Source organism: Acinetobacter sp. WU_MDCI_Abxe161 (assembly GCF_025514355.1).
Lineage (GTDB): Bacteria > Pseudomonadota > Gammaproteobacteria > Pseudomonadales > Moraxellaceae > Acinetobacter > Acinetobacter pittii_E.
In genome coordinates, this window is sequence record NZ_JAHPTU010000003.1 from 21699 (window position 1) to 43390 (window position 21692).

At 38.8% G+C, this 21692-nt stretch carries 20 protein-coding genes; 12 read left to right on the forward strand and 8 right to left on the reverse strand.

Annotated features, from left to right (window positions below; all coding sequences use genetic code 11):
• Positions 1–2 precede the first annotated feature (2 nt).
• The 4 genes from clpA to argC form a co-directional block, all read right to left on the reverse strand.
• Positions 3–2279, reverse strand: coding sequence for an ATP-dependent Clp protease ATP-binding subunit ClpA (gene clpA / locus KTI78_RS03860; RefSeq protein WP_016140791.1), 2277 nt, complete (start codon positions 2277–2279; stop codon positions 3–5).
• A 9-nt stretch (positions 2280–2288) separates the two neighbouring features.
• Positions 2289–2702, reverse strand: coding sequence for an ATP-dependent Clp protease adapter ClpS (clpS, locus tag KTI78_RS03865; protein WP_002121129.1), 414 nt, complete (start codon positions 2700–2702; stop codon positions 2289–2291).
• Between the two features lie 9 nt (positions 2703–2711).
• On the reverse strand, positions 2712–3470 hold the full coding sequence (locus KTI78_RS03870; protein WP_079284188.1) for a DUF6776 family protein: 759 nt from the start codon (positions 3468–3470) through the stop codon (positions 2712–2714).
• A gap of 75 nt (positions 3471–3545) precedes the next feature.
• Positions 3546–4601 carry an N-acetyl-gamma-glutamyl-phosphate reductase gene (gene argC / locus KTI78_RS03875; RefSeq protein WP_262445268.1) on the reverse strand — a complete coding sequence of 352 codons (1056 nt, stop codon included), beginning with the start codon at positions 4599–4601 and terminating at the stop codon, positions 3546–3548.
• Between the two features lie 183 nt (positions 4602–4784).
• Between argC and KTI78_RS03880 the strand changes: the two genes are divergently transcribed.
• Complete coding sequence (locus KTI78_RS03880; RefSeq protein ID WP_262445269.1) at positions 4785–6305, forward strand: hypothetical protein; 1521 nt, start codon at positions 4785–4787, stop codon at positions 6303–6305.
• Here the strand turns inward: KTI78_RS03880 and KTI78_RS03885 are convergent.
• The gene (locus KTI78_RS03885; protein WP_262445270.1) at positions 6302–6982 is read right to left on the reverse strand and encodes a SprT family zinc-dependent metalloprotease; all 681 of its coding nucleotides are present in this window, start codon (positions 6980–6982) and stop codon (positions 6302–6304) included. The two genes, KTI78_RS03880 and KTI78_RS03885, sit on opposite strands and share 4 nt — an antisense overlap.
• A complete protein-coding gene (gene rpiA / locus KTI78_RS03890) occupies positions 6982–7653 on the reverse strand; it encodes a ribose-5-phosphate isomerase RpiA (protein WP_002046900.1) in 672 nt (223 codons plus the stop codon). Before rpiA ends, KTI78_RS03885 begins: the two co-directional genes overlap by 1 nt.
• A gap of 101 nt (positions 7654–7754) precedes the next feature.
• Here rpiA and ilvA point away from each other — a divergent pair, with 101 nt between their 5' ends.
• From ilvA to KTI78_RS03905, 3 genes are all read left to right on the forward strand, one after another.
• The gene (ilvA, locus tag KTI78_RS03895; protein ID WP_262445272.1) at positions 7755–9302 is read left to right on the forward strand and encodes a threonine ammonia-lyase, biosynthetic; all 1548 of its coding nucleotides are present in this window, start codon (positions 7755–7757) and stop codon (positions 9300–9302) included.
• Positions 9303–9446: 144 nt separating this feature from the next.
• The gene (locus KTI78_RS03900; RefSeq protein WP_262445273.1) at positions 9447–10097 is read left to right on the forward strand and encodes a potassium channel family protein; all 651 of its coding nucleotides are present in this window, start codon (positions 9447–9449) and stop codon (positions 10095–10097) included.
• Between the two features lie 18 nt (positions 10098–10115).
• A complete protein-coding gene (locus KTI78_RS03905; RefSeq protein ID WP_262445274.1) occupies positions 10116–11453 on the forward strand; it encodes a TrkH family potassium uptake protein in 1338 nt (445 codons plus the stop codon).
• A 37-nt stretch (positions 11454–11490) separates the two neighbouring features.
• Here KTI78_RS03905 and KTI78_RS03910 read toward each other — a convergent pair whose 3' ends face one another.
• Positions 11491–12642, reverse strand: a complete 1152-nt coding sequence (locus KTI78_RS03910; RefSeq protein WP_262445275.1) for a phospholipase A — start codon at positions 12640–12642, stop codon at positions 11491–11493.
• A 20-nt stretch (positions 12643–12662) separates the two neighbouring features.
• Positions 12663–15602 (reverse strand): insulinase family protein, encoded by a 2940-nt coding sequence (locus tag KTI78_RS03915; protein ID WP_262445276.1) that lies wholly within the window; start codon positions 15600–15602, stop codon positions 12663–12665.
• Between the two features lie 369 nt (positions 15603–15971).
• Here KTI78_RS03915 and KTI78_RS03920 point away from each other — a divergent pair, with 369 nt between their 5' ends.
• From KTI78_RS03920 to KTI78_RS03955, 8 genes are all read left to right on the forward strand, one after another.
• Positions 15972–16976: an adenosine kinase gene (locus KTI78_RS03920; protein ID WP_262445277.1), complete on the forward strand. Its 1005-nt coding sequence runs from the start codon at positions 15972–15974 to the stop codon at positions 16974–16976.
• A 16-nt stretch (positions 16977–16992) separates the two neighbouring features.
• Entirely contained in the window at positions 16993–17301 is a 309-nt protein-coding gene (locus tag KTI78_RS03925; RefSeq protein ID WP_002121079.1) for a Rieske (2Fe-2S) protein, read from the forward strand.
• A 25-nt stretch (positions 17302–17326) separates the two neighbouring features.
• Complete coding sequence (locus tag KTI78_RS03930) at positions 17327–17935, forward strand: OB-fold-containig protein (protein WP_016140780.1); 609 nt, start codon at positions 17327–17329, stop codon at positions 17933–17935.
• A 379-nt stretch (positions 17936–18314) separates the two neighbouring features.
• Complete coding sequence (gene cydP, locus KTI78_RS03935) at positions 18315–18509, forward strand: cytochrome oxidase putative small subunit CydP (RefSeq protein WP_262445278.1); 195 nt, start codon at positions 18315–18317, stop codon at positions 18507–18509.
• Positions 18509–20095 carry a cytochrome ubiquinol oxidase subunit I gene (locus tag KTI78_RS03940; protein ID WP_262445279.1) on the forward strand — a complete coding sequence of 529 codons (1587 nt, stop codon included), beginning with the start codon at positions 18509–18511 and terminating at the stop codon, positions 20093–20095. The genes cydP and KTI78_RS03940 overlap by 1 nt, the downstream gene beginning before the upstream one ends.
• Positions 20092–21237, forward strand: a complete 1146-nt coding sequence (gene cydB, locus KTI78_RS03945; protein ID WP_262445280.1) for a cytochrome d ubiquinol oxidase subunit II — start codon at positions 20092–20094, stop codon at positions 21235–21237. The genes KTI78_RS03940 and cydB overlap by 4 nt, the downstream gene beginning before the upstream one ends.
• A 10-nt stretch (positions 21238–21247) precedes the next feature.
• On the forward strand, positions 21248–21349 hold the full coding sequence (gene cydX, locus KTI78_RS03950; RefSeq protein WP_000270276.1) for a cytochrome bd-I oxidase subunit CydX: 102 nt from the start codon (positions 21248–21250) through the stop codon (positions 21347–21349).
• A complete protein-coding gene (locus KTI78_RS03955; protein WP_239976933.1) occupies positions 21350–21649 on the forward strand; it encodes a cyd operon YbgE family protein in 300 nt (99 codons plus the stop codon). It begins immediately after the preceding gene.
• Positions 21650–21692 lie beyond the last annotated feature (43 nt).

Below are 21692 nucleotides of genomic sequence, written 5' to 3' on the forward strand. Positions count from 1 at the left end.
AGTTACGCTGGTTCTGCCGTATGATGATCTTCAAACACTTCAAGTTTCAAGCCGACAGCTTTGCCATCTTCTTTTTTCACTGATACAGCCACATTACCACCATGATCTGCAAGTTCACCAAACAGAATCATTTCAGCGAGTGGTTTTTTCAAATGTTCTTGAATGAGACGTTGCATTGGACGAGCACCCATCAAACGATCATAACCGTTTGTTGCTAACCAATCTCGTGCACTTTGATCGACATCAAGAACAACTTGTTTTTCATCCAATTGTGCTTGCAATTCTGTTAAGAATTTGTCGACTACAGACTCAATCACAGTAGTTGGTAATGCTTTGAATTGAATAACGCCATCTAGACGGTTACGGAACTCTGGTGAGAAAGCACGTTTCATCGCTTCTTGGTTATCAGAACTATGATCTTGTTCTGTAAAACCAATGCTCGCACGTGAAATACTTTCCGCACCAATATTCGTAGTCAAAACAATAATCACATTTCTAAAGTCTGACTTGCGTCCATTGTTATCCGTCAACGCACCATGGTCCATGATTTGTAGCAAGAGATTAAACACATCTGGATGTGCTTTCTCAATTTCATCAAGCAACAAGACGCAATGCGGATTTTTATGAATCGCATCAGTGAGCAAACCACCTTGGTCATAACCCACATACCCCGGAGGTGCACCAATTAAACGTGAAACTGCATGACGTTCCATATATTCAGACATATCGAAACGTACAAGCTCCACACCTAACAATTTCGCCAGCTGTTTAGTAACCTCGGTTTTACCCACCCCAGTTGGGCCAGCAAAAACAAAACTACCCACTGGTTTATCTGGTGATTTCAATCCAGCGCGAGATAATTTGATCGCTGAACCTAATGCAGTGATTGCTTCATCTTGACCAAACACCACACGTTTCAAATCACGCTCAAGATTTTCAAGCACTGACTTATCATCTTTAGATACAGTTTTTGGCGGAATACGAGCGATCTTAGAAACGATATCCTCGATATTCTCTACCGTAATCAAGCTATCATCACTTTCAGCTTTCAGACGACGCTGAGCACCTGCTTCATCAATGACATCAATCGCTTTATCGGGCAAGAAACGATCATTAATAAATTTAGCAGAAAGTTCTACAGCTGATACCAAGGCCTTATCGTCATATTGTACATGGTGGAAATCTTCAAACTTAGTTTTCAATCCACGTAAAATATCAATCGTTTCCGAAATACTTGGCTCATTAACGTCAATTTTTTGGAAACGACGTGATAACGCATGGTCTTTTTCAAAAACCTGACGATATTCTTGGAAAGTCGTTGAACCAATACAACGTAAAGTACCATTAGCTAAAGCTGGCTTAATGAGATTTGAAGCATCCATTGTGCTGCCCATACTTGAGCCTGCACCAATGATCATATGAATCTCATCAATGAATAAAATCGCATTTGGATTTTTCTTCAATGCATTAAGCAGTTGTTTTAAACGTTTTTCAAAGTCACCACGATATTTCGTTCCAGCAACCAATGCACCAATGTCCAGACTATAGATTTCAGCCTGACTTAAAGGTTTTGGTGCTTTACCATTCACAATTAACCATGCCAGACCTTCAGCAATCGAGGTTTTACCAACACCCGGATCACCTACAAGTAATGGGTTATTTTTGCGACGGCGGCACAAAATTTGTGCTGTACGCTCAATTTCTTTTTCACGACCAATCAGTGGGTCAGTTTTGCCTTTTTGCGCTTCAACATTTAAGTTCAGCGTATAAAGCTCTAATGGCCCTGCATTGCCTGCGCTGGTTTCACCTTCAATATCTTCAACTTCTTCTTCAACCTGCACTTCGTCTTTACGTGTCCCATGAGACAAGTATTGAGTTAATGTCAAGCGATTGATCTGATGACGTTTAAGTAAATACACAGCAAAAGAATCACGCTCTGAGTACATTGCGACCAAAACATCCGCACCTTCAACAGTACGATCGCCGCCACTTGATTGCACGTGGAAAATAGCACGTTGCAAAATGCGGTCGAAACTTTCTGTTGGATGTGGAGCTTGCTCGCTATTTTCGCCAAGCTTAGGAGTATGTTGTTCTACATATTCTTCTAATTCTTTACGCAAAGAAACTATATCAGCCCCACATGCTTTGAGTGCATTCACGGCTGAATCGTTGTCGAGTAATGCTAATAATAAGTGTTCGACTGTAAGAAACTCATGTCTCTTTTGACGAGCCATGCTAACAGCCAAACGTAATGATACTTCTAATTGACGACTGAGCATGTAACCCCCTTATGCTTTAGGCTCAATCTGGCAAAGTAATGGATGACCTTGCGATCGAGCGTAATTATTAACAAGGTTTGCCTTAGTTTCCGCGATGTCTCTTGGATATACTCCGGCAATACCTTTACCTTCATAGTGTACTGTTAGCATTACTTGAGTTGCTTGGTCAAGATTCATTGCAAAGTATTGTTGTAAAATTTCAATTACAAAGTCCATTGGGGTGTAATCGTCATTCATTAATACAACTGCATATAATGGGGGACGCTTGAGTTCTGGAGGGGCTGTTTGTACAACAACCTCTCCGTCATGATCTTCGTTTTGCGAATCACTTAAGCGTGGATGGAAGTGCCAATCGACATAGCCAGACTGCTGAAAAGAAGCCTTGATATCTTTTAAGTTTGTTTGACGCTTATTTGTTCGCATAGGATGTTACTATTGTGAATTTGCTTCAGCTTGAGGAATTTCTGCTACAAAAGCAGAAGATGTTTCGACAGGTTTACCACGCTGCCAACTAAAACGTTTAATAACTGGTGTTTCAGAGCCGCCTGTTAAACGCACTTCAATAAATTGAGGCGTAAAACCTTTAGGCATCGTCCAACGACCTGTTAAACGTTCAAAGTCAGTAAAGTTAAAGTTCTTCGCTTCAAGTGGTACCACTAAAACTTCAGTATCTTTGATCAATCTTATTTCAACCGATCCTAGAGCACGGCGCTTACTTGGACTTACTTGCACTAAATCTAGCTGATATTCATAAGCATTTTCAGGTAAAGGCTTAATGGCCAGATTTTGAATCGTTAAGCTTAAACCACCACGCTGTCTCAAAATCTCACGGTAGATATTACTCATACCTTCTTGCTGAGTTTTATCGGCGTTCGCTTGATTAAGCGCTTCAAACAGATCATTTGCATTGGTCACAGCCACATCACGCTCTTGCACTGCCGCGTTTAAGCTTTTGTTAACTGCATCTAAAGCTGTTTTTTGCTTTTGCACTACTTCAACCAATTGCTCTGCATCTGCATCGTAACCAACAACAGTTAAACCTTGACGGTGCCCAATTGTATAGCCGAGCGCAAAACAACCACTCATTAAAATGGCAGCACCAATAAATAAAGGCTTATTGGTGTTTAAAAAATTTTTCTTTTGCAACGAACTTTCTGCCGAAGTCGTCTGTCCAGAGTTTTGCATCGTCATCTCAGTGTTCAAGATCAGAGTCAAGACACACATTTAAATCGAAATTTAAATGTGTGTGAAGCAAAAAAGAGTTTTTTATGGTAATAAACCAATCCCTTGTAAGCCTTCCTCTTCACTAAAGCCAAACATAAGGTTCATATTTTGTACAGCCTGACCAGATGCGCCTTTTACAAGGTTATCTTGAGCAGCCAAAATAATCAGTTTATTTGGTTGTGGTTTATACAAAGCAATACGAAGCTCATTTGCACCGCGTACACTACGTGTTTCAGGTGAACTATTCGCAGGCATGACATCTACGAATTTTTCATTAGCATAGAAGTTTTCATATAAAGCTTGTAAGTCTGTCTGCTTACCCGCTTCCGTTAAGTCTACATAAATTGTACTCAACATACCGCGAATCATCGGTACTAAATGCGGAACAAACAAGAGTCCTTCAAACCCACCTTTTTGTCCCGCAATATTTTCTAGTGCTTCTACAATTTCCGGATGATGACGATGGCCTGCAACACCATATGCTTTAAAGTTATCTGCATTTTCACTATAAATCATGCCTAAGCTTGCTTTACGGCCAGCACCAGAAACACCAGATTTCGCATCAATGATAATATTTTTAGTTTCAATCAGTGCTTGTGCTGATTTTAACAGTGGCGCTAAACCTAATTGAACAGTCGTCGGATAGCAACCCGGGTTACCAATAACTTGAGCTTGTTTAATTTTTTCACGGTTTAACTCAGTTAGACCATATACAGATTCTTTTAATACATCTGGGCAAGCATGCTCCATACCATACCATTTTTCAAACTGTTCAAGATTTTGTAAGCGAAAGTCTGCTGCTAAATCAATAACTTTAGTTCCAGCTGCAATCAACTCTTTGGCATGCTGCATCGCAACGCCATGTGGAGTTGCAAAAAATACAACATCACATTCTTTTAATGCATTAATGCTTAAATCTGAAAATTGAAGATCAGTATGTCCACGTAAATTAGGGAACATATCTGCAACTGGTTTGCCCGCTTCTGTACGTGAAGTAAGAACTCGAACCTGCGCTTTAGGATGTCGTAATAAAATACGTAATAGTTCAACGCCTGTATAACCCGTTCCACCAACAATTCCGACAGAAATCACGTGCATTACCTCAATTTTTGAATCTATACTTGGGCAGTAGTATGACAGGATGTCCAAGCTTACAAAACCATTTCATGCTTGGTAATTTTAATTTTTTAATTTTAGTGACAATCAGATAACACTTACTGGACTGTCATAACCACATAAATATCAGCAAATAAATACCAGATTAATTTTTGGAGAGCTAGGATGCTTCAACAATCAAAAGAAACAAAATTACGCACGTACCTTGGCTTGAGCACATTAATTTTAAGTGTAGCCCTTACTGGTTGCGGAGGTGGAGGTAGTAGTGGAGGCAGCTCACCAACTACTCCAACGCCTGTTGACCCTACACCTGAAGCAACAACTGATGTGACTTTAAAAACCCCTGTAGAGATGCGTAATATCCAACTGAAGGTATATGACAACACCAACAACGCTGTTTTAGTGGATACTTCAATTGCAAGTTTAAATAGTTTTAATGTCAAAATTCCTACTGCAAAATTGAATCGTTTATATCGCGTAGAAATTACAACTCAAAGCTCATCTCAAGTGTTTGACCCACTTACTTCACAGTACCAAAATCTGTCAGGTATTTATCATGCATTTATTACGCCGAATACGGCAAGTAGCAGAACCCAATTCATTAGCCCAAGTAGTGAAGCGGTTTACCAACGAGCGGTCATACGCTCAGGCCAACTCCCCCAAGAGACAGTTGATCCAACCCGTATTGAACAATTACACGTGGATTTAGCTTCTCAAGATGTTTACAAATCGTTAATGAATGCATTTAAAGATCCCGCTATTCCTAGTTTAAGTCCAGCGAATCCATTAACAATTTTAAATTTACAGCAGTATTCAACCAAACAACCTACCACCTATGTGGATAGCTACCTTAGCTTTGGCTATTTACAATATTGGTCAGCAATTCATGGTGGAGCAAGCACCTACCAAGAACTCGTTAAAAGTTTAGCAACTGATTTAAAAGATGGCTTTTTGGATGGGAAAAAACTTCATGGGGATCAAACATCCTTTACCCCTATTTTCACTCCTGCCCCAGATAATATTGATCCAGTAAAAAATACGCTGTTAGATATTGCAGCCAATCAAAAGGTAACGCGCGATTACTTTGGAACCAACCTAAAAGCATCTACTTTGCAATTGGCTCAGGCTAATTCACAACAGTCTTTAGATCAAACGGGCTATGAACTTCTGCAAAAGAAACAATATACAGGTATTGTTCCTACTGTAAATTCAACAACATTCATTCGCATTGACGGTGCTGGAGATTACCGTAGAGCTGTAGGGTTTACCACCACAGCGACTTGTAATGGATCAACCTATCCATGCAAACAAGGCTTAACTAGCATTAACTTATCAGATCCAAACCTACCAGCTACAGACTATTTAATTGGTCACTATGAAGACACCTCGACTGGATGTCAGCTTAATTTTCGTGCGAATGGTCAAATCGATATGAGTAAAGGCTCACAAATTTATCGTGTGGCTCTAAGTGCTGATAGTACCGATAATTTATTGCAAACAGATGCTGCGAGCTCAAGTTATTTACTCAATTCAAGTTCAGCTGAACCAAATAACTCGACGCAACAATACAACTTTATACAGTTATCTATTAAAGCAAATAAAATTATCAGCGCCAAAGCAGGATTAGATAGCCGAAAAGCACCCGATAACTTACAAACACCTCAACTAGAATGTAGTTTTAGTTAAGCTGAAACATACCACCATGCAGGCAATGGATTTGATTTAAGTTGTCTGCGGTGTTTTTGAAAATATGGATCATATTTTTCAACTTCTGCCCAAAATGCAGGACTATGGTCAAAATGTTTGGTATGCGCCAACTCATGAATAGCCACATAGCGAGCAATTTCATGTGACATGAGCACCAGCCCCGCGTGTAGCATAATATTATGCTGACTACTACAACTTCCCCACCGAGTTTTCGGGCGGCGAATTGTGCACTCCCTATAAGCCAAATGAGTCTTCTCACTTAACTCTTTTAAAAGCTCGGGTAATTCTTGCTTCGCATAGGCAATAACTGCACTTTGTAATGCCAAATATGGCTGCGTGTCTTTAATAAATAAACAGCTATTTTCCCAATCAAATTGAAAAATACGGTGCTGTTTTTGAACAATGACTTGAAATGGATGTTCTTTATTAAAGAAATAAATTTCGGAAGGAATATCAATCGATGCCGATTGGACGTTTTGTTGTTTATTCCACGTCTCGGTCAACCATTGTTCAGATTGTGCTAAAAAATGCTGAATTTGCTTCTTACTACAAAATAAAGGAACCGTAAGACGGATTGAAGCAGGCTCAACACGTAAGCGCAATTTTCTTGCTCTTACGTGTCGAACGATTTTAATCTCTGGCATTTTTGCAGACATTACTGTGCGGTACGCTCTTCAATACCATTATTTGTTGCAACAATTGCAATCGTTGCTGGATTTAAGGCAAAGATCCCGTTAGTTACCACACCAGGAATATTGTTAATTGTTTTTTCGAGCTCAATAGCATTTAAGATATTAAGATTGAAAACATCCAAAATCACATTACCGTTATCTGTAACTACACCTTCACGATAAACGGGGTCACCACCTAAACTTACTAATTTACGAGCTACAGCCGAACGCGCCATTGGAATAACTTCTACTGGAAGAGGAAAATCACGTCCAAGTTGATCAACCCATTTTGAATCATCAACGATACAGACAAATTTCTTAGCAATTGATGCCACGATTTTTTCACGTGTTAATGCAGCACCACCACCTTTAATCATATGCATATGACGGTCGATCTCATCTGCACCATCAACATAGGCATCTAGGCTACCCACATGATTCATGTCTACAACTTCAATACCGAGTTTTTTAAGACGATCAGCAGTTGCTTGAGAACTTGCCACAGCTGCTTCTAATTGTAATTCAGGTAATAAATCAATTAGAAAATTTACGGTACTTCCAGTCCCAACCCCCAAAATGCCACCTTTGGGTAAGTGTTTTAAAGCAGCTTTCGCAGCAGCTTGTTTCTTTTCATCTTGGGTTGCATATAGACTCATGACATCACTCAACTATTTTTTGACATTTATGCGCCAATAAACGGCGCAAATGCACAAGGGTTTGCTACAATAATTTCCTATTTTAAACTGTTATAGGGAAGATGAACATGCTGTCTCGTGTGGTACGACAAATTTTACAAGCAACGGTTTATGATGTTGCAATTGAAACACCTCTCGAAGCAGCTCCACGAATTAGTCAAAAATTAAACAATACAATTCGTTTTAAGCGTGAAGATTTACAACCAGTTTTTTCTTTTAAATTACGCGGTGCCTACAACCGTATTAGTCAATTACCTAAAGAACAACTTGAACGTGGGGTGATTTGTGCTTCTGCGGGCAACCATGCTCAAGGTGTAGCATTGTCAGGTCAAAGACTAGGCATTCCTGCCATTATTGTTATGCCAAGCACAACACCTGACATTAAAGTTCAGGCAGTTAAACGCTTAGGCGGCCAAGTTGTGTTACATGGTGATAGCTTTGATATCGCAAATAAATATGCTCAACAACGTGCTGAAGTTGAAGGTCTTGTATTTATTCCACCTTATGACGATGAACTTGTCATTGCAGGTCAAGGCACAATTGCAAATGAAATTTTACGTCAATGGCGTGATGTAGAATATGTGTTTGTTGCTGTAGGTGGCGGTGGCCTTATTTCAGGCGTAGCAGCTTACCTTGGAGAAGTTGCACCGCACGTAAAAGTTATTGGCGTTGAATATGAAGAGTCTGCTTGTTTAAAAGCAGCCTTAGAAGCAAATGAACGTGTAATTTTGCCACATGTAGGATTATTTGCAGACGGTACGGCTGTTGCCCAAATTGGTGCTTTACCTTTTGATATTATTCGTTTGCGCAAATCTGATAATTCAGGTCCGATTGTTGATCCTGATATTGTCACGGTGAATACAGATGAAATCTGTGCAGCAATTAAAGATACTTTTGATGAAAACCGCAGTATTGTCGAACCTTCTGGTGCGATGGCTTTAGCGGGTATTAAAAAATATATTCACGAACACAAAATCAGCAATAAAAATATGGTGTCGATTGTTTGCGGCGCCAATATGAATTTTGACCGCCTACGTTATATTGCTGAGCGTACCGAGTTAGGTGAGCAACGTGAAGCGATTTATGCGGTTACCCTATCTGAAGAAAAAGGTGCATTCTTAGGATTCTGCCGTGCATTACAAGGTCGCAATATCACTGAGTTTAACTACCGAGCAAACAATACAGAGGAAGCACAAGTATTCGTCGGTATTAGTTTGAAAGGTGGAGATACAGAGCGCCATGAAATTTTGGAACAATTAAAACAGCAAGATTACATTGTAGATGACCTTTCTGACGATGAAGTTGCCAAACTACATATTCGTTATTTAATTGGTGGTCACGCAAATCTAGATGATGAAAGATTGTTCCGCGTTGAGTTCCCTGAACGTCCAGGTGCCCTCTTAACATTCTTAACTCGTTTAGGTCCAACTCACAACATTACCCTCTTCCATTATCGTAACCATGGCGCAGCAGAAGGACGTGTTTTAGTTGGTTTACAAGCAACCGATGCGAAACAAAACCCTGATGGATTGATTGAAACGCTTGAGCAGATTAATTATCCGTATGCAGAAATTACTGATAACGTCGGCTATAAACGCTTCTTGAAATAATCTTTAATTTTGATGAAGAAGCCGACAAAGTTGTCGGCTTTTTTATACAATCTTTTTATATTTCTACCATCTTTACATTGCATCTCTTTATCTTAAAGAAAATATCCTTAAAAATAATGATCTAAATCGGAAAAAAGGACCAACATGGCACAGTTCGCAGTCATTGGCTTAGGTAGTTTTGGAGCAACGGTAGCTCAAGAACTCACAAAATTAAATCATGATGTTATTGGCATCGATACGGTAAAAAAGAATGTCGAAAATCTTGCCGACGTTTTAACGCATGCCGTCATTGCTGATGCTACCGATGAACATGTGCTTGACGAACTAAATATTCAAAATTGTGACGCAGTTGTGGTCGCAATTGGTGAAGATATTGAAGCCAGTATTTTGTGTGTGCTGAACTTAAAAAATTTGGGAATTGATAAAATTTGGGTAAAAGCAAAAACCAAAGCTCATCACACCATTTTGTCGCATCTCAATATCAATAAAATTATTCATCCTGAAGAAGATATGGGAGTAAGAGTAGCTCAAGCCCTCAACTATCCGATGGTAAGTCGCTATATGTCTTTAGACGATGATCACTACATTATAAAAATTGAAATCCCTGAAAAACTGCATGGTATTAACCTATATGGCATTATGCAGCAAGCGCCACAGGTTAAAACCTTACTCGTTAAAAGACAACAGCAGATTTTGTTTGAAACTGAAGAAAATTTCACTTTGCAAACACATGATATTCTTATTTTAGAAGGTCATTTACCACAGTTAAAGAAACTTTCTAATTGCTTCTTATAAGAAAACGAAATCTAGAATATGTCTATATATCCCAAGCCTCATAAAACGTTAAATTTAAGCCCTCCTTCACTTTTAGCGCTAGGGTTTTTAGGCTTTATTGCCTTTGGCACTTTATTGCTTAAATTGCCATTTGCGAATACAGGCAATGTCAGCTGGATGGATGCACTCTTTACAGCCACCTCAGCAGTTACAATTACTGGCCTATCTGTTTTGAATATTCATGAGTCTTTTACCCTCTTTGGGCAAACTATTATTTTATTGCTGATTCAGTCTGGCGGTTTGGGTTTTATGACTTTTGCGATATTGGCCGCATTAAGTTTGTCTCCCAAAGTTGGTCTTAAACAGCAAATGATGGCTCAAGATAGTCTCGGACAAACGAGCTTATCGAAGGTTACCTTTGTTGCTAAGGGCGTTGTCACCTATACCCTTATTTTTGAGCTGGTTGGTACAATTATTCTCACCACTGCTTTTACACCAATATATGGGTTTGCACGTGGTTTGTACTATGCGGCTTTTTACAGCATTTCTTCATTTAATAATGCGGGTTTTTCATTATTTTCCAACAGTTTAATGAACTTTCAAAGCAACTATATTATTTGTATAACCATTAGCATACTTTACACTTTAGGTGGCCTTGGTTTTTTAGTACTCATGGATATTAAACAAAACAAAAAATGGAAAAAACTAACACCCAATAGCAAGCTTATTCTGACAACAATTGCAATTATCAACCTTATTGCCTTTATTTTAATATGGGCCTTAGAAGCTCAAAATCCTCATACTTTAGGCATGTTAAATGCAGGTGATCAAGCTTTAAATGCATGGTTTCAGGCAACAGTTCCTCGATCTTCCGGCTTTAATACCATTGATACGGGCGCAATGACCAACAGTAGCTCCTTACTAATGATGTTATTGATGTTTATTGGTGGTGGCTCACTGAGTACAGCGGGTGGAATCAAAGTTGGAACCTTTGTCATCTTAGTGCTGAGTGTAATTTCATTTTTACGCCGTACAGATGAAATTAGAATATTCAATCATTCGGTATCTCACGAAACGACTTACAAAGCATTAGCAGTGACTGCTATTACGAGCATACTCATCTTCATGGGCTTCTTTATTCTTTTACTTTTAGAGCCTAAAGCAGATTTTATGAATTTACTTTTCGAAGTTGTTTCAGCAGCATGTACTGTAGGTCTCTCTCGTGGCATCACACCAGATTTACACAATGGTAGTTTATTTATTTTAAGCCTACTCATGTTTGCTGGACGTCTCGGACCTTTAACACTCGCCTATTTAATCGCTACTCCTAAAAAGAGCCGGCTCAAACACCCTCAAGCCAATATTCAAATTGGATAATAAAAAAGCCGCTTTAAAAGCGGCTTTTTATAGAATCTTAGTACCAATTTAAGAGTGACACACCCAAACCGGCATAAGTCGCTCGATGGTTATAATCAATCAAGCTTTCACCATAACCATTAAATAATTGGAAATGGCCGCGTAACTTTCCACTGATTGGGAAAGCCCAATCAAATTGAACAGCGCCATGAGAGTCATCACCACCTTTCAATGAATGACGGAGCATTAAAGAGAAGTCATTCTGCTTCCACTTATAAAAAGCTGTTAAATCACCACGACCGATGTAGTCTTCAATATCAGGGTTATTATCATCTTTACTATTTTCTTCGAGACGAATCCATGGACGAAGCATTAAAGCAAAGTTACCGCGCTCTAATCCAACGTTAAAGATTACACGGTTCCAGCTACGAGATAATGGGTCTGAGCGACCATTTGACTGATGGTTTAAGGTAACCCCCAGCAAACGCCCATCTAAACCAAGCAACTCATAGTTTGTTCTAAACATTAAACTTGCTTCTGGTTCATAGTTTGTTTCACGGAATGGACGAGACTCGTCAGCATTGAAGGTCTGCCAACGTGAAGATTGCGTATACCCTAGCCACAAATCGCCATTATTGCCAAAAATATTTTCCCAAGCTTTGGTTTTCAAAGAAATCTGAAATTTACTTTCTGTTGATTTCAGATTTTGATCTTTTGTCACCGTATTATTTAGGTTGGGACTATGTGGTAACTCATTTTTGTCACTGGTCCAGAATACAGGTAGTAAATAGACGGGTTGATAAGCACGAATGTTCCATACACCCAATTTACTTTCTTCAGACAGCTCCCAGCGTTGATCAAGTAAAGAAGTAGTAGGTTCAAGCTTAGGTGCTTTTCCTATAAGTTTGATATTACTTACTGTATCAGTAACTTTTTCTTTAAATGTTTCTGGTTGAACAGCAGGCTGATCGATTTTTTTAACAGGCTCTGGTGCTGCTGCGGCTTGCACAGCAGGTAGAGCTGATGTGTTAAATAAAGAATCGTAACAAGCCAAACGGTCGGCGTTCGAAGTAAGTGCAACACATGCATTCACTGTCGCAGGGTTTACGGGTGTTAAGGTGTCAGCATATGTCACAGACGCACATAAACAGCTAAGCACAGTTACTATGCTTAGCTGTAAAGATGTGCGTTCAAATTGTCTGAACGCCATGTTCATCTCCAATTTTTATTTTAATTCACTTGTTGAATGGTAAAACCTAATTGTTGCAATTCATCGCGTTTTGCAAATGGTGCAACTACAGCTTTTACAGGAGTTTGCTCAACTAAATATTGACGAGCAACGCGTTGTAAATCGTCTAATGTCACATGCAACAATCTTTCACGCAAAGTACGGCGGAAAGCTGGTGTTCTTGCATGTAACAGTGCATAACATGCCGTAATCGCTTCACCTGCAGGAGAACCTGGTTTATCCATACTTGCTACTAAACCAAGAATCGCTTCTTCAAGCTGATGAGGTTGTTGCTCTGTATTTAATAACCATTGCACGCTTGCTTCAAAGTCTTTAAAAGTCTCTGCTAAACGTGGGTCACGGTAGCTAAAGAAACGGAATGAACACGCATTTCCATCATAACTAGCGCCGCCACCATAAGCACCACCTTTTTCACGAATAGCACTGTGCAAGAATCCGTTACGTAAATAAGCTGCCAAGACCATTAATGGAGCTGCATCCGGATGCGACACTTCTACGGCTTGATATGCAGACGCACAGAATTGAACGTTTGCCTGAATTAACCATGCTTCATGATTATTATCATTAGCTTGTTCTACTTGAGTTAACTCAGCTGTAGCTGTATCAACGTTTAATTTATCCCAAACATTCTGGATTTCTTCAACCAAACGTTCAGATTGATGTTCTTCACAGACAAGTAAGAACTGTTTAGGTGCTTGCAACAACTTACTATGAATACGTTTTAATTCCGCAATTAATTCGTCATAAGCAGCATCATCTTGAGTAATCTTAGCGACAAGTTCGCCTAACCAGTTTAAAGCGCCTAAACCAGTATTTTGATAGTCACGTTGAGCCAAGGCACTCATATTACGTGATGCGATTTGCATTGCATAACTATGGCCCGCTCCAGATAAACGAGATTGCCATCGCGTCTTACGTTGTTGTAATAACTCAATAATTCTCTCTTTTTCATCAAATCGAAGCTGTTCAAATGCTAATTTTAATAAATGAATTGCATCAAATTTCTGAGTCAAAGATTTAGTCGTTAACGTTAACCAAGCACTAATTTTATCTTTATCGTCAACTTTACTACGTAATGAAGCACCCATTCCTAAACCACCACTTACAGCTGTTTGTAAGTTTTGCAGTTCAAGATAGTCATACTCACCTGCACCTACTTCACCCATTAAAATAGAAAGCAAATTGAAGTAAGGTGACTTCACAATATCTTCAGGAATCTGAATAAGTACTTGTTGATAATAAATACCGTTCGTACCCGCATGGTACAAATTCAGCGGTGTATCCATACGATTACAAATAATTTCGCGTAACTGGCCCTGCACAATATGCAAGTCAGCAGGTACATCTTCCAAACCTACTTTCGGTAATAACTCAAGGTTATCAGGCGTATCCTGACGTTCCTCTAGAGCCTTGGTTTTAGCAATAATTTCGGCCTTATCAGCGTCTGTTAGTTTTTCACCAATAGCTGCTAAGCGTGCTTTTTCCGCTTCTTGCTCTTTTACAGACTTGATTGGGTCTGGAACTAAAGTCATCTGTACACGATGAGGATTGTCAAGCAAGTGCGTTTGAATCAGATTTGATAACCACATTGGGTCCTTCAACTCTTCTTTAACCTGTGCAATTGCGCTGTCGACATCCCAAATTTGGATTGGATCACTATGGTGAATCGCACCACTTAAACCATTTAAAATTAGACTTAAACCATATGGTGTACCATCACCATTAATTTCACGTTGATGCAACTCAATCTGATGCAAAATTGCATCGACTAAATTACTGTCAATTGGTTTTGCAGCAACATCACGCAGAATATTTAAAACACCCTCTCTAAAGCTTTGTGCATGTTCAGGATTTGAGCCTTGAACGCCACAGTAGAAAGTCATTTCAAAATTACTGTCGTCCACGCCCATTAATGGACCTGTTGATTGAGCGTAACCACAAGTTTCTAAGTAATGACGTAGAGGTGAAGCTGAATTTTCTAATAAAATCCCTTCTACCAAACGCATTCCTAAACGCAATTTAATGTCATTTGCTTCTGGTAATAACCAAGATAAAACATGATAAGTCTTATCTTTTAAATCATCGCTATCAACACCATAGTTCTCTGTTACTTCAATTGGCGCTGCTAAACGTTTTTCAGGCTTAGAATATAAAGTTGTACCCGCAGAAAACTTATGTAGAGCTAGTTTCTCAAATTGCTCTTGCAGCTCATATGCTGTTTGATTACCAAAGGTCATAAATACAGCATTACTTGGGTGGTAATGTACTTTATAAAACTCGACTAACTGTTCATAAGTTAGGTCAGGAATATCTTTAGGATCGCCACCTGAGTTGTAATGATAGGTTGTTTCAGGGAATAAATGATGAGCCAACTGATGATAAAGTTGGTCAGACGGCGCACTCATCGCACCTTTCATTTCATTAAAAACAACACCTTTATAAACAGGTTGTCCATTTTCAAGTTCAATACGAATACCTTCTTGAGCAAAATCAAGTGGATTCAAATTTGCAGCAAATGCCGCATCAAGATAAACAGAAAGTAAGTTTTGGAAATCTTTTTTGTTTTGAGTAGCAAATGGATATGCAGTCCAATCTGCCGCTGTAAATGCGTTCATGAACGTATTTAGAGAACGACGGATCATTAAAAAGAATGGATCACGTACTGGAAACTTTTCAGATCCACACAAAGCGGTATGTTCTAAAATGTGTGCCGTACCTTTAGAGTCCATAGGTTGTGTTCTAAAAGCAACAAGAAATACATTTTCATCATAATCAGTTGCCAAGTGATAATGCACCGCACCTGTGACTTTATGCTTATATTCAGACACTAAAATATCTAATGCTTCAACATGGTGCTGACGTAGCAACTGAAACGCAGGGTGAACAGTTTGAGAAATGGTTTCAGTGACATCTACAGTCATGTGATCTCCTAACATATCGGATAAGTCAATAAATCTCATTATAGCCTGAGTCAGCTTGAGATTGGCGAACAAAAGCCAAGTAAAATACTATGTTTTTGTTGAGTATTAGTTTTCGTTAGCACGGCTTTGATATCAAGCACATAGCTATCGATGTTTTATCCTAACAGAACAAAAGCTTTTAATTCTATGGATGAGATAGATATTGAATAAAAAAGCTTATTAATTTTATTTCTCTAATATAAAGAATCTTCTAACAACAATATTTTTCTACTAATTTTTGATTTAACTGAATTTTATTCAACAAACTACAGCAAATCCAAGCAATGGTGTAAACTTAGCAACCTGATTTTTTTATTTGTGACAACACATATGGCAACTGTAGATCTTTTTGCAATTGGTAATGCATTAATCGACCAAGAATTTAAAGTGTCTGATGATTTTCTTAATCAGCAAGGCTTGCAAAAAGGCACAATGCAGTTGTCCGATGGTGACACTCAATCTGCTCTTTATGCAGAGTTGAAACAGCATCAAGACTACAAAGGTCAAGCGAGTGGTGGTTCAGCGGCAAACACAACTGTGGCCTTTAGTGCATTAGGCGGAAGTGCTTTTTATGGTTGCCGTGTGGGTAATGATGATTTAGGTTCAATTTATCTACAAGGTCTAAATGAAGCTGGAATCCAGACCACTCCAAAATCGATCAGTGAAGGCGTGACAGGTACTTGCATGGTACTCATTAGTCCTGACTCTGAACGTACAATGCATACCTATTTAGGTATCACTGCTGAACTCTCTCAAGATCAAATCGACTTTGAACCATTAAAAACAGCAAAATGGCTTTATATTGAAGGTTATCTCTCTACAAGTGAAACAGCGCGTAAAGCTGTAAAACAAGCGAGAGAAATTGCAAAAGCAAACAGTGTTAAAATTGCTTTATCTCTTTCAGATCCTGCAATGGTTCAATACGCTCGCGAGGGCTTAGAAGAACTCATGGATGATGGCGTAGATTTACTATTTTGTAATGAACAAGAAGCCTTAATGTATACAAATACTACCTCTGTAGAAGACGCTCTTGCTCAATTACGTTTTAAAAATCATACAGTAGTGATTACACAAAGTGCTAAAGGTGCTTTAGTTTCTAGCCCTACGCAACATTTCCATGTTGCAGGTCGCCATGTAGAAGCAGTTGATACCAATGGTGCTGGCGATGCATTTGCAGGCGCATTCCTTTATGCCCTAAATCATCATCAAGATTTGAATGCTGCTGCACAGTTAGCCGTGTTAATTTCGAGTGAAGTTGTTTCTCAATTTGGTCCACGTTTAGGGATTAATGATTATGCTAAACTTCTTGAAAATTTTCAGAAGGAATGTGCTTGAAATGGAAAGGATCTGTATGACGGAAGAAGTTCCTGAGCGTGAAGCTAGAGCTTTTGACACTCTACAAGGAACGACTATTTTCATTACGCAACGTGACGGCGCATTCTATGCTTATCAAAACTTATGCCCTCATTTGCAAACAGAGCTTGAATATTTAGAAAATCAATTTCTTGATCAAGACCAAGAATACATCCAATGTTCTACCCATGGTGCTTTATTTACTGTGGAAACAGGTGAATGTATCTCAGGTCCATGTTTAGGTGATTTTTTAAATAAAGTTGAGATTAAAGTACATTCAGATGGCGGTATCTACATCGTAGACTGAAGCGATCAACATTAGAGTTTCTGCCATGGCTGATTTCTTTTTCAATTATTATCTTATGCCATTTCACTTAAGTGTAGTGGCTTTGATATTACTCAGCGTGGTAGAAACCATTGGTATGTATATTGGACTTCGTCCAAGTCAATTACTCAAAAAAATTGCGCCTGTTTGGCTTTCTAACTCACCACTACTTAACGTTAAATTTTCTAAAGCTTTAATTTTCGTTTTTCTACTCATCAATTTTAGTTTTGCTGGTTATTTTTTACAGCTTTCTTTCTTTGCTATACAGCATTATTTTATTACACCATTTTATTTAATCGTCCCAGCGCTTGTCATCGCCATCTTTTTTACCGTGTTCATGATTCACTGTCTGGACCAAGTGATTAAACCAAAGCTCACCCATACCAACTATAATCTTTTAGGGCGATTAGCGACGATTTCCAGCGGCAATGCCAGACCTGGATTTTCTGCCCAAGCCCGTGTCCGTGATGAATTTGGACAGCTCCATTACGTTCAAGTCGAACCAGAGTATGGCGAACTCGAACTATACTCTCAGGTGATTCTTGTTAGAGTCCATAAAAGTCATTATGTGGCTAAGAAAATTTCTGTATCAAACGATCTTTTTGCACCCGATTAATCCCTAATCAACTTTCTATTTCCTTATTATTTTTTGCAGGGTTTATTACACCTGCATTTTATTATTTTCCTTTTTAATTAATTATTTACTATTCTGACTAATTTATTTTGAAATAAAATTTACAAATATTATATAAGACCATCTTAGTTGGTATTAATTTAAAACAAACTATTTTAATCAACTTAAAAAATTTATTTATAAGTGTTTTAGTAGGAATTAATAATTAATTCAAACTATTTTAGTAAAGTATTTATTTTCAAATATTAAACCATTGTTTTATTTAATTTAATTATTTAAATATTTATTTAAAATATATTTAATGTTTATTTTTATTATATTTTGTTTAATAATAAAATTAATATCAAATGAGGTTTAATTTATGAGCCTTAATTTTAAAAAACTTAACAGCCGTTTAATTAAAGAAATCACTATTATTCTAATAATAAAAATAGTGCTTCTTTTAACGATTAAACATATTTGGTTTGATGCTCCCACCATCCCCCAAAATTTTGACAATCAGGTCGCCGAGCATATTGCTGGCGATAACATTTCCCACATTAAGGAGACACGTTGATGATTTCTGAAAGCGTGGTTGATCTTTCGCGGTTTCAATTTGCGATGACCGCAATGTATCACTTTCTTTTCGTCCCTTTAACTTTAGGTTTGGCATTTATCCTTGCCATTATGGAAACCACCTATGTCATTTCTGGTAAAGAAATTTACAAGGATATGACTAAATTTTGGGGAAAATTATTTGGTATTAACTTTGCTTTAGGGGTAACTACTGGCTTAACAATGGAGTTCCAGTTTGGAACAAACTGGGCTTATTACTCGCACTATGTAGGTGATATTTTCGGTGCTCCATTAGCAATTGAAGGCCTTATGGCATTCTTCCTTGAATCTACATTTATTGGGTTATTCTTTTTTGGATGGGATCGTTTAAGTAAGATTCAGCATCTAGGCGTAACATGGTTAGTCGCTCTAGGTTCTAATATGTCAGCGCTTTGGATTTTAGTGGCTAATGGATGGATGCAAAACCCGGTAGGTGCTGCATTTAACTTTGAAACGATGCGTATGGAATTAGTTGATTTCGGCGCGCTTATCTTTAACCCAGTAGCTCAAGTGAAATTTGTCCACACTGTATCTGCGGGTTATGTAACTGGTGCAATTTTTGTACTGGCTATCTCAAGTTATTACTTACTTAAGAAACGCGATCTACCATTCGCGCGTCGTTCATTTGCAATTGCTGCAATTTTCGGTCTTGCATCTACACTTTCAGTAATTTTGTTAGGCGATGAATCTGGCTACGAGTTAGGAGATGTTCAAAAAACTAAACTCGCTGCGATTGAAGCCGAATGGGATACTCACCCTGCTCCTGCTCCATTTACTTTATTTGGTGTCCCAAACCATGAAGAAATGCGGACAGATTACGCAGTTAAAATTCCATATGCGTTAGGTTTAATTGCAACTCGTTCAACAACTAAAGAAGTTACTGGCCTTAAAGATCTCATGCAACAACATGAAGTTCGTATTCGCAACGGTATGCTTGCCTATGCCGACCTTGAAAAGTTGCGTGCAGGTGATCGCTCACCAGAGTTATTGGCTTCTTTTGAAAAAAATCAAAAAGATTTAGGTTATGGCCTACTTCTTAAGAAATATGCACCCAATGTAGTTGATGCAAGTGAGCAAAATATTAAAGCCGCTGTAAAAGATACAGTTCCAAATGTTACAGCACTATTTTTCTCTTTCCGCGCAATGGTTGCCTCTGGCTTTTTAATGCTATTACTTTTCATTTTAGCAACTTGGGCGGTAGCCAAAAGAAATGCTGAAAACAAACCTTGGTTACTTAAATACGCATTGTTTGCGCTGCCGCTTCCTTGGATTGCTGCACAAACTGGTTGGTATGTAGCTGAAGGTGGCCGTCAACCATGGTCCATTGGTGAGATTTTACCAACTCATCTCTCTACTTCTAGTTTAAGTACTGGAGATGTATGGGGTTCAATCCTTGCTTTAGCAGCGTTCTATACCGCTCTTTTAATTATTGAAATGTATTTAATGATCAAATTTGCTCGTTTAGGGCCAAGTTCCCTGCACACTGGCAAATATCATTTTGAAAAGCAAGAATCGAAAGCAGCTGTTAATGGGGAGGCCTTATCATGATTGAATATGAATTATTAAAAATCATTTGGTGGGTATTAGTTGGCGTACTACTGATCGGCTTTGCTCTAACTGATGGCTTCGATATGGGTTCTATGGCTCTTATGCCTTTCGTTGGAAAAACTGATAGCGAGCGCCGTGCTGCAATCAATACCATTGCCCCGCATTGGGATGGTAATCAGGTCTGGTTTATCACCGCAGGTGGTGCACTATTTGCTGCGTGGCCAATGGTCTATTCCGTTGCCTTCTCTGGTATGTACTGGGCACTGTTGTTGGTTTTATTCGCACTCTTCCTAAGACCAGTCGGCTTCGATTATCGTTCTAAACTAGACAATACCAAGTGGCGTAATTCTTGGGATTGGGGGCTTTGCATTGGCGGTGCCGTTCCAGCGCTTGTATTTGGTGTGGCATTTGGTAATTTGTTCTTAGGCATTCCTTTTAGTTTAGATAGCACATTACGCTCTGAATATTCAGGTAGCTTTTTTGCGCTTCTCAACCCATTTGCCTTAGTTTGCGGAGTTGTGAGTCTATCTATGCTTTGTGCACATGGTGGTGCATGGCTCATGTTGCGTACAGATGAAGCTTTAAAACAACGCTCTGCCAAAGCCACTCAAATTATGGCGATTGTATTTTTAATTTGCTTCCTTGTGATTGGAGCATGGCTCTATTTTGGACAAGTGCCCGGTTATAGCTATGCTGTTGCCATAGATCCAAATGCTGCGCTTAACCCCTTAGCTAAAGAAGTAATTACCAATGGTAACCCGGGTTGGATGAACAATTACAGCACCTATCCAATGACTAAAGTTGCTCCAGTTATTGCCATATTAGGTGCAATTATTGCAATTTTTGCATCTTCAAAAGCAAAAGCAGGTTTAAGTTTTACTGGCACAAGTTTAATGATTGTAGGAGCAATTTTAACTGCTGGCTTTGCTCTATTTCCATTTCTGCTTCCCTCTAGTATCAACCCTAACTCCAGTTTGACGATGTGGGATGCTGTCTCAAGTCATCTGACTTTAGGCGTTATGACTGTCGCTGCCTGCATTTTTGTTCCTCTCATTTTGATCTATACCAGTTGGTCTTATTACAAAATGTGGGGAGTCATCACTAACAAACATATCGAGTCAAACTCGCATAGCTTGTATTAAGGAGAAAACTATGTGGTATTTCGCATGGATCCTAGGCATTTTGATGGCATGTTTTGCGGGTGTACTCAGCGCGCTGTATATCGAACACCATCAAAATTTAGATGAGGAATAAATGATGGCAAACGCAATGACAGCATCAAATCATCGAAAAGCTCAAGCATTTGCAATGGCCCTTTCTTTTCTGTTGGCATTGCCTCTTGCTGCAATTTTGTTGGTTTATCCTTCACTCATGCTAGATGCTAATGGACACTACAATCATAGCCAGCTTATGCTGGTGATGATTGGTATTTCTGGTGGCTTTATTTATGGAGTGGGTTTCGTACCCAACTTCTGGTTATGGAAATGGCTATTTAGCCCATGGGTGGCTTGGCCTCTCATGTTTCTAGGTTATTACATCTGGTTTCTAACCTAAATCCAAAAGGACCTCATCTGAGGTCCTTTTTCATTTCAACTAA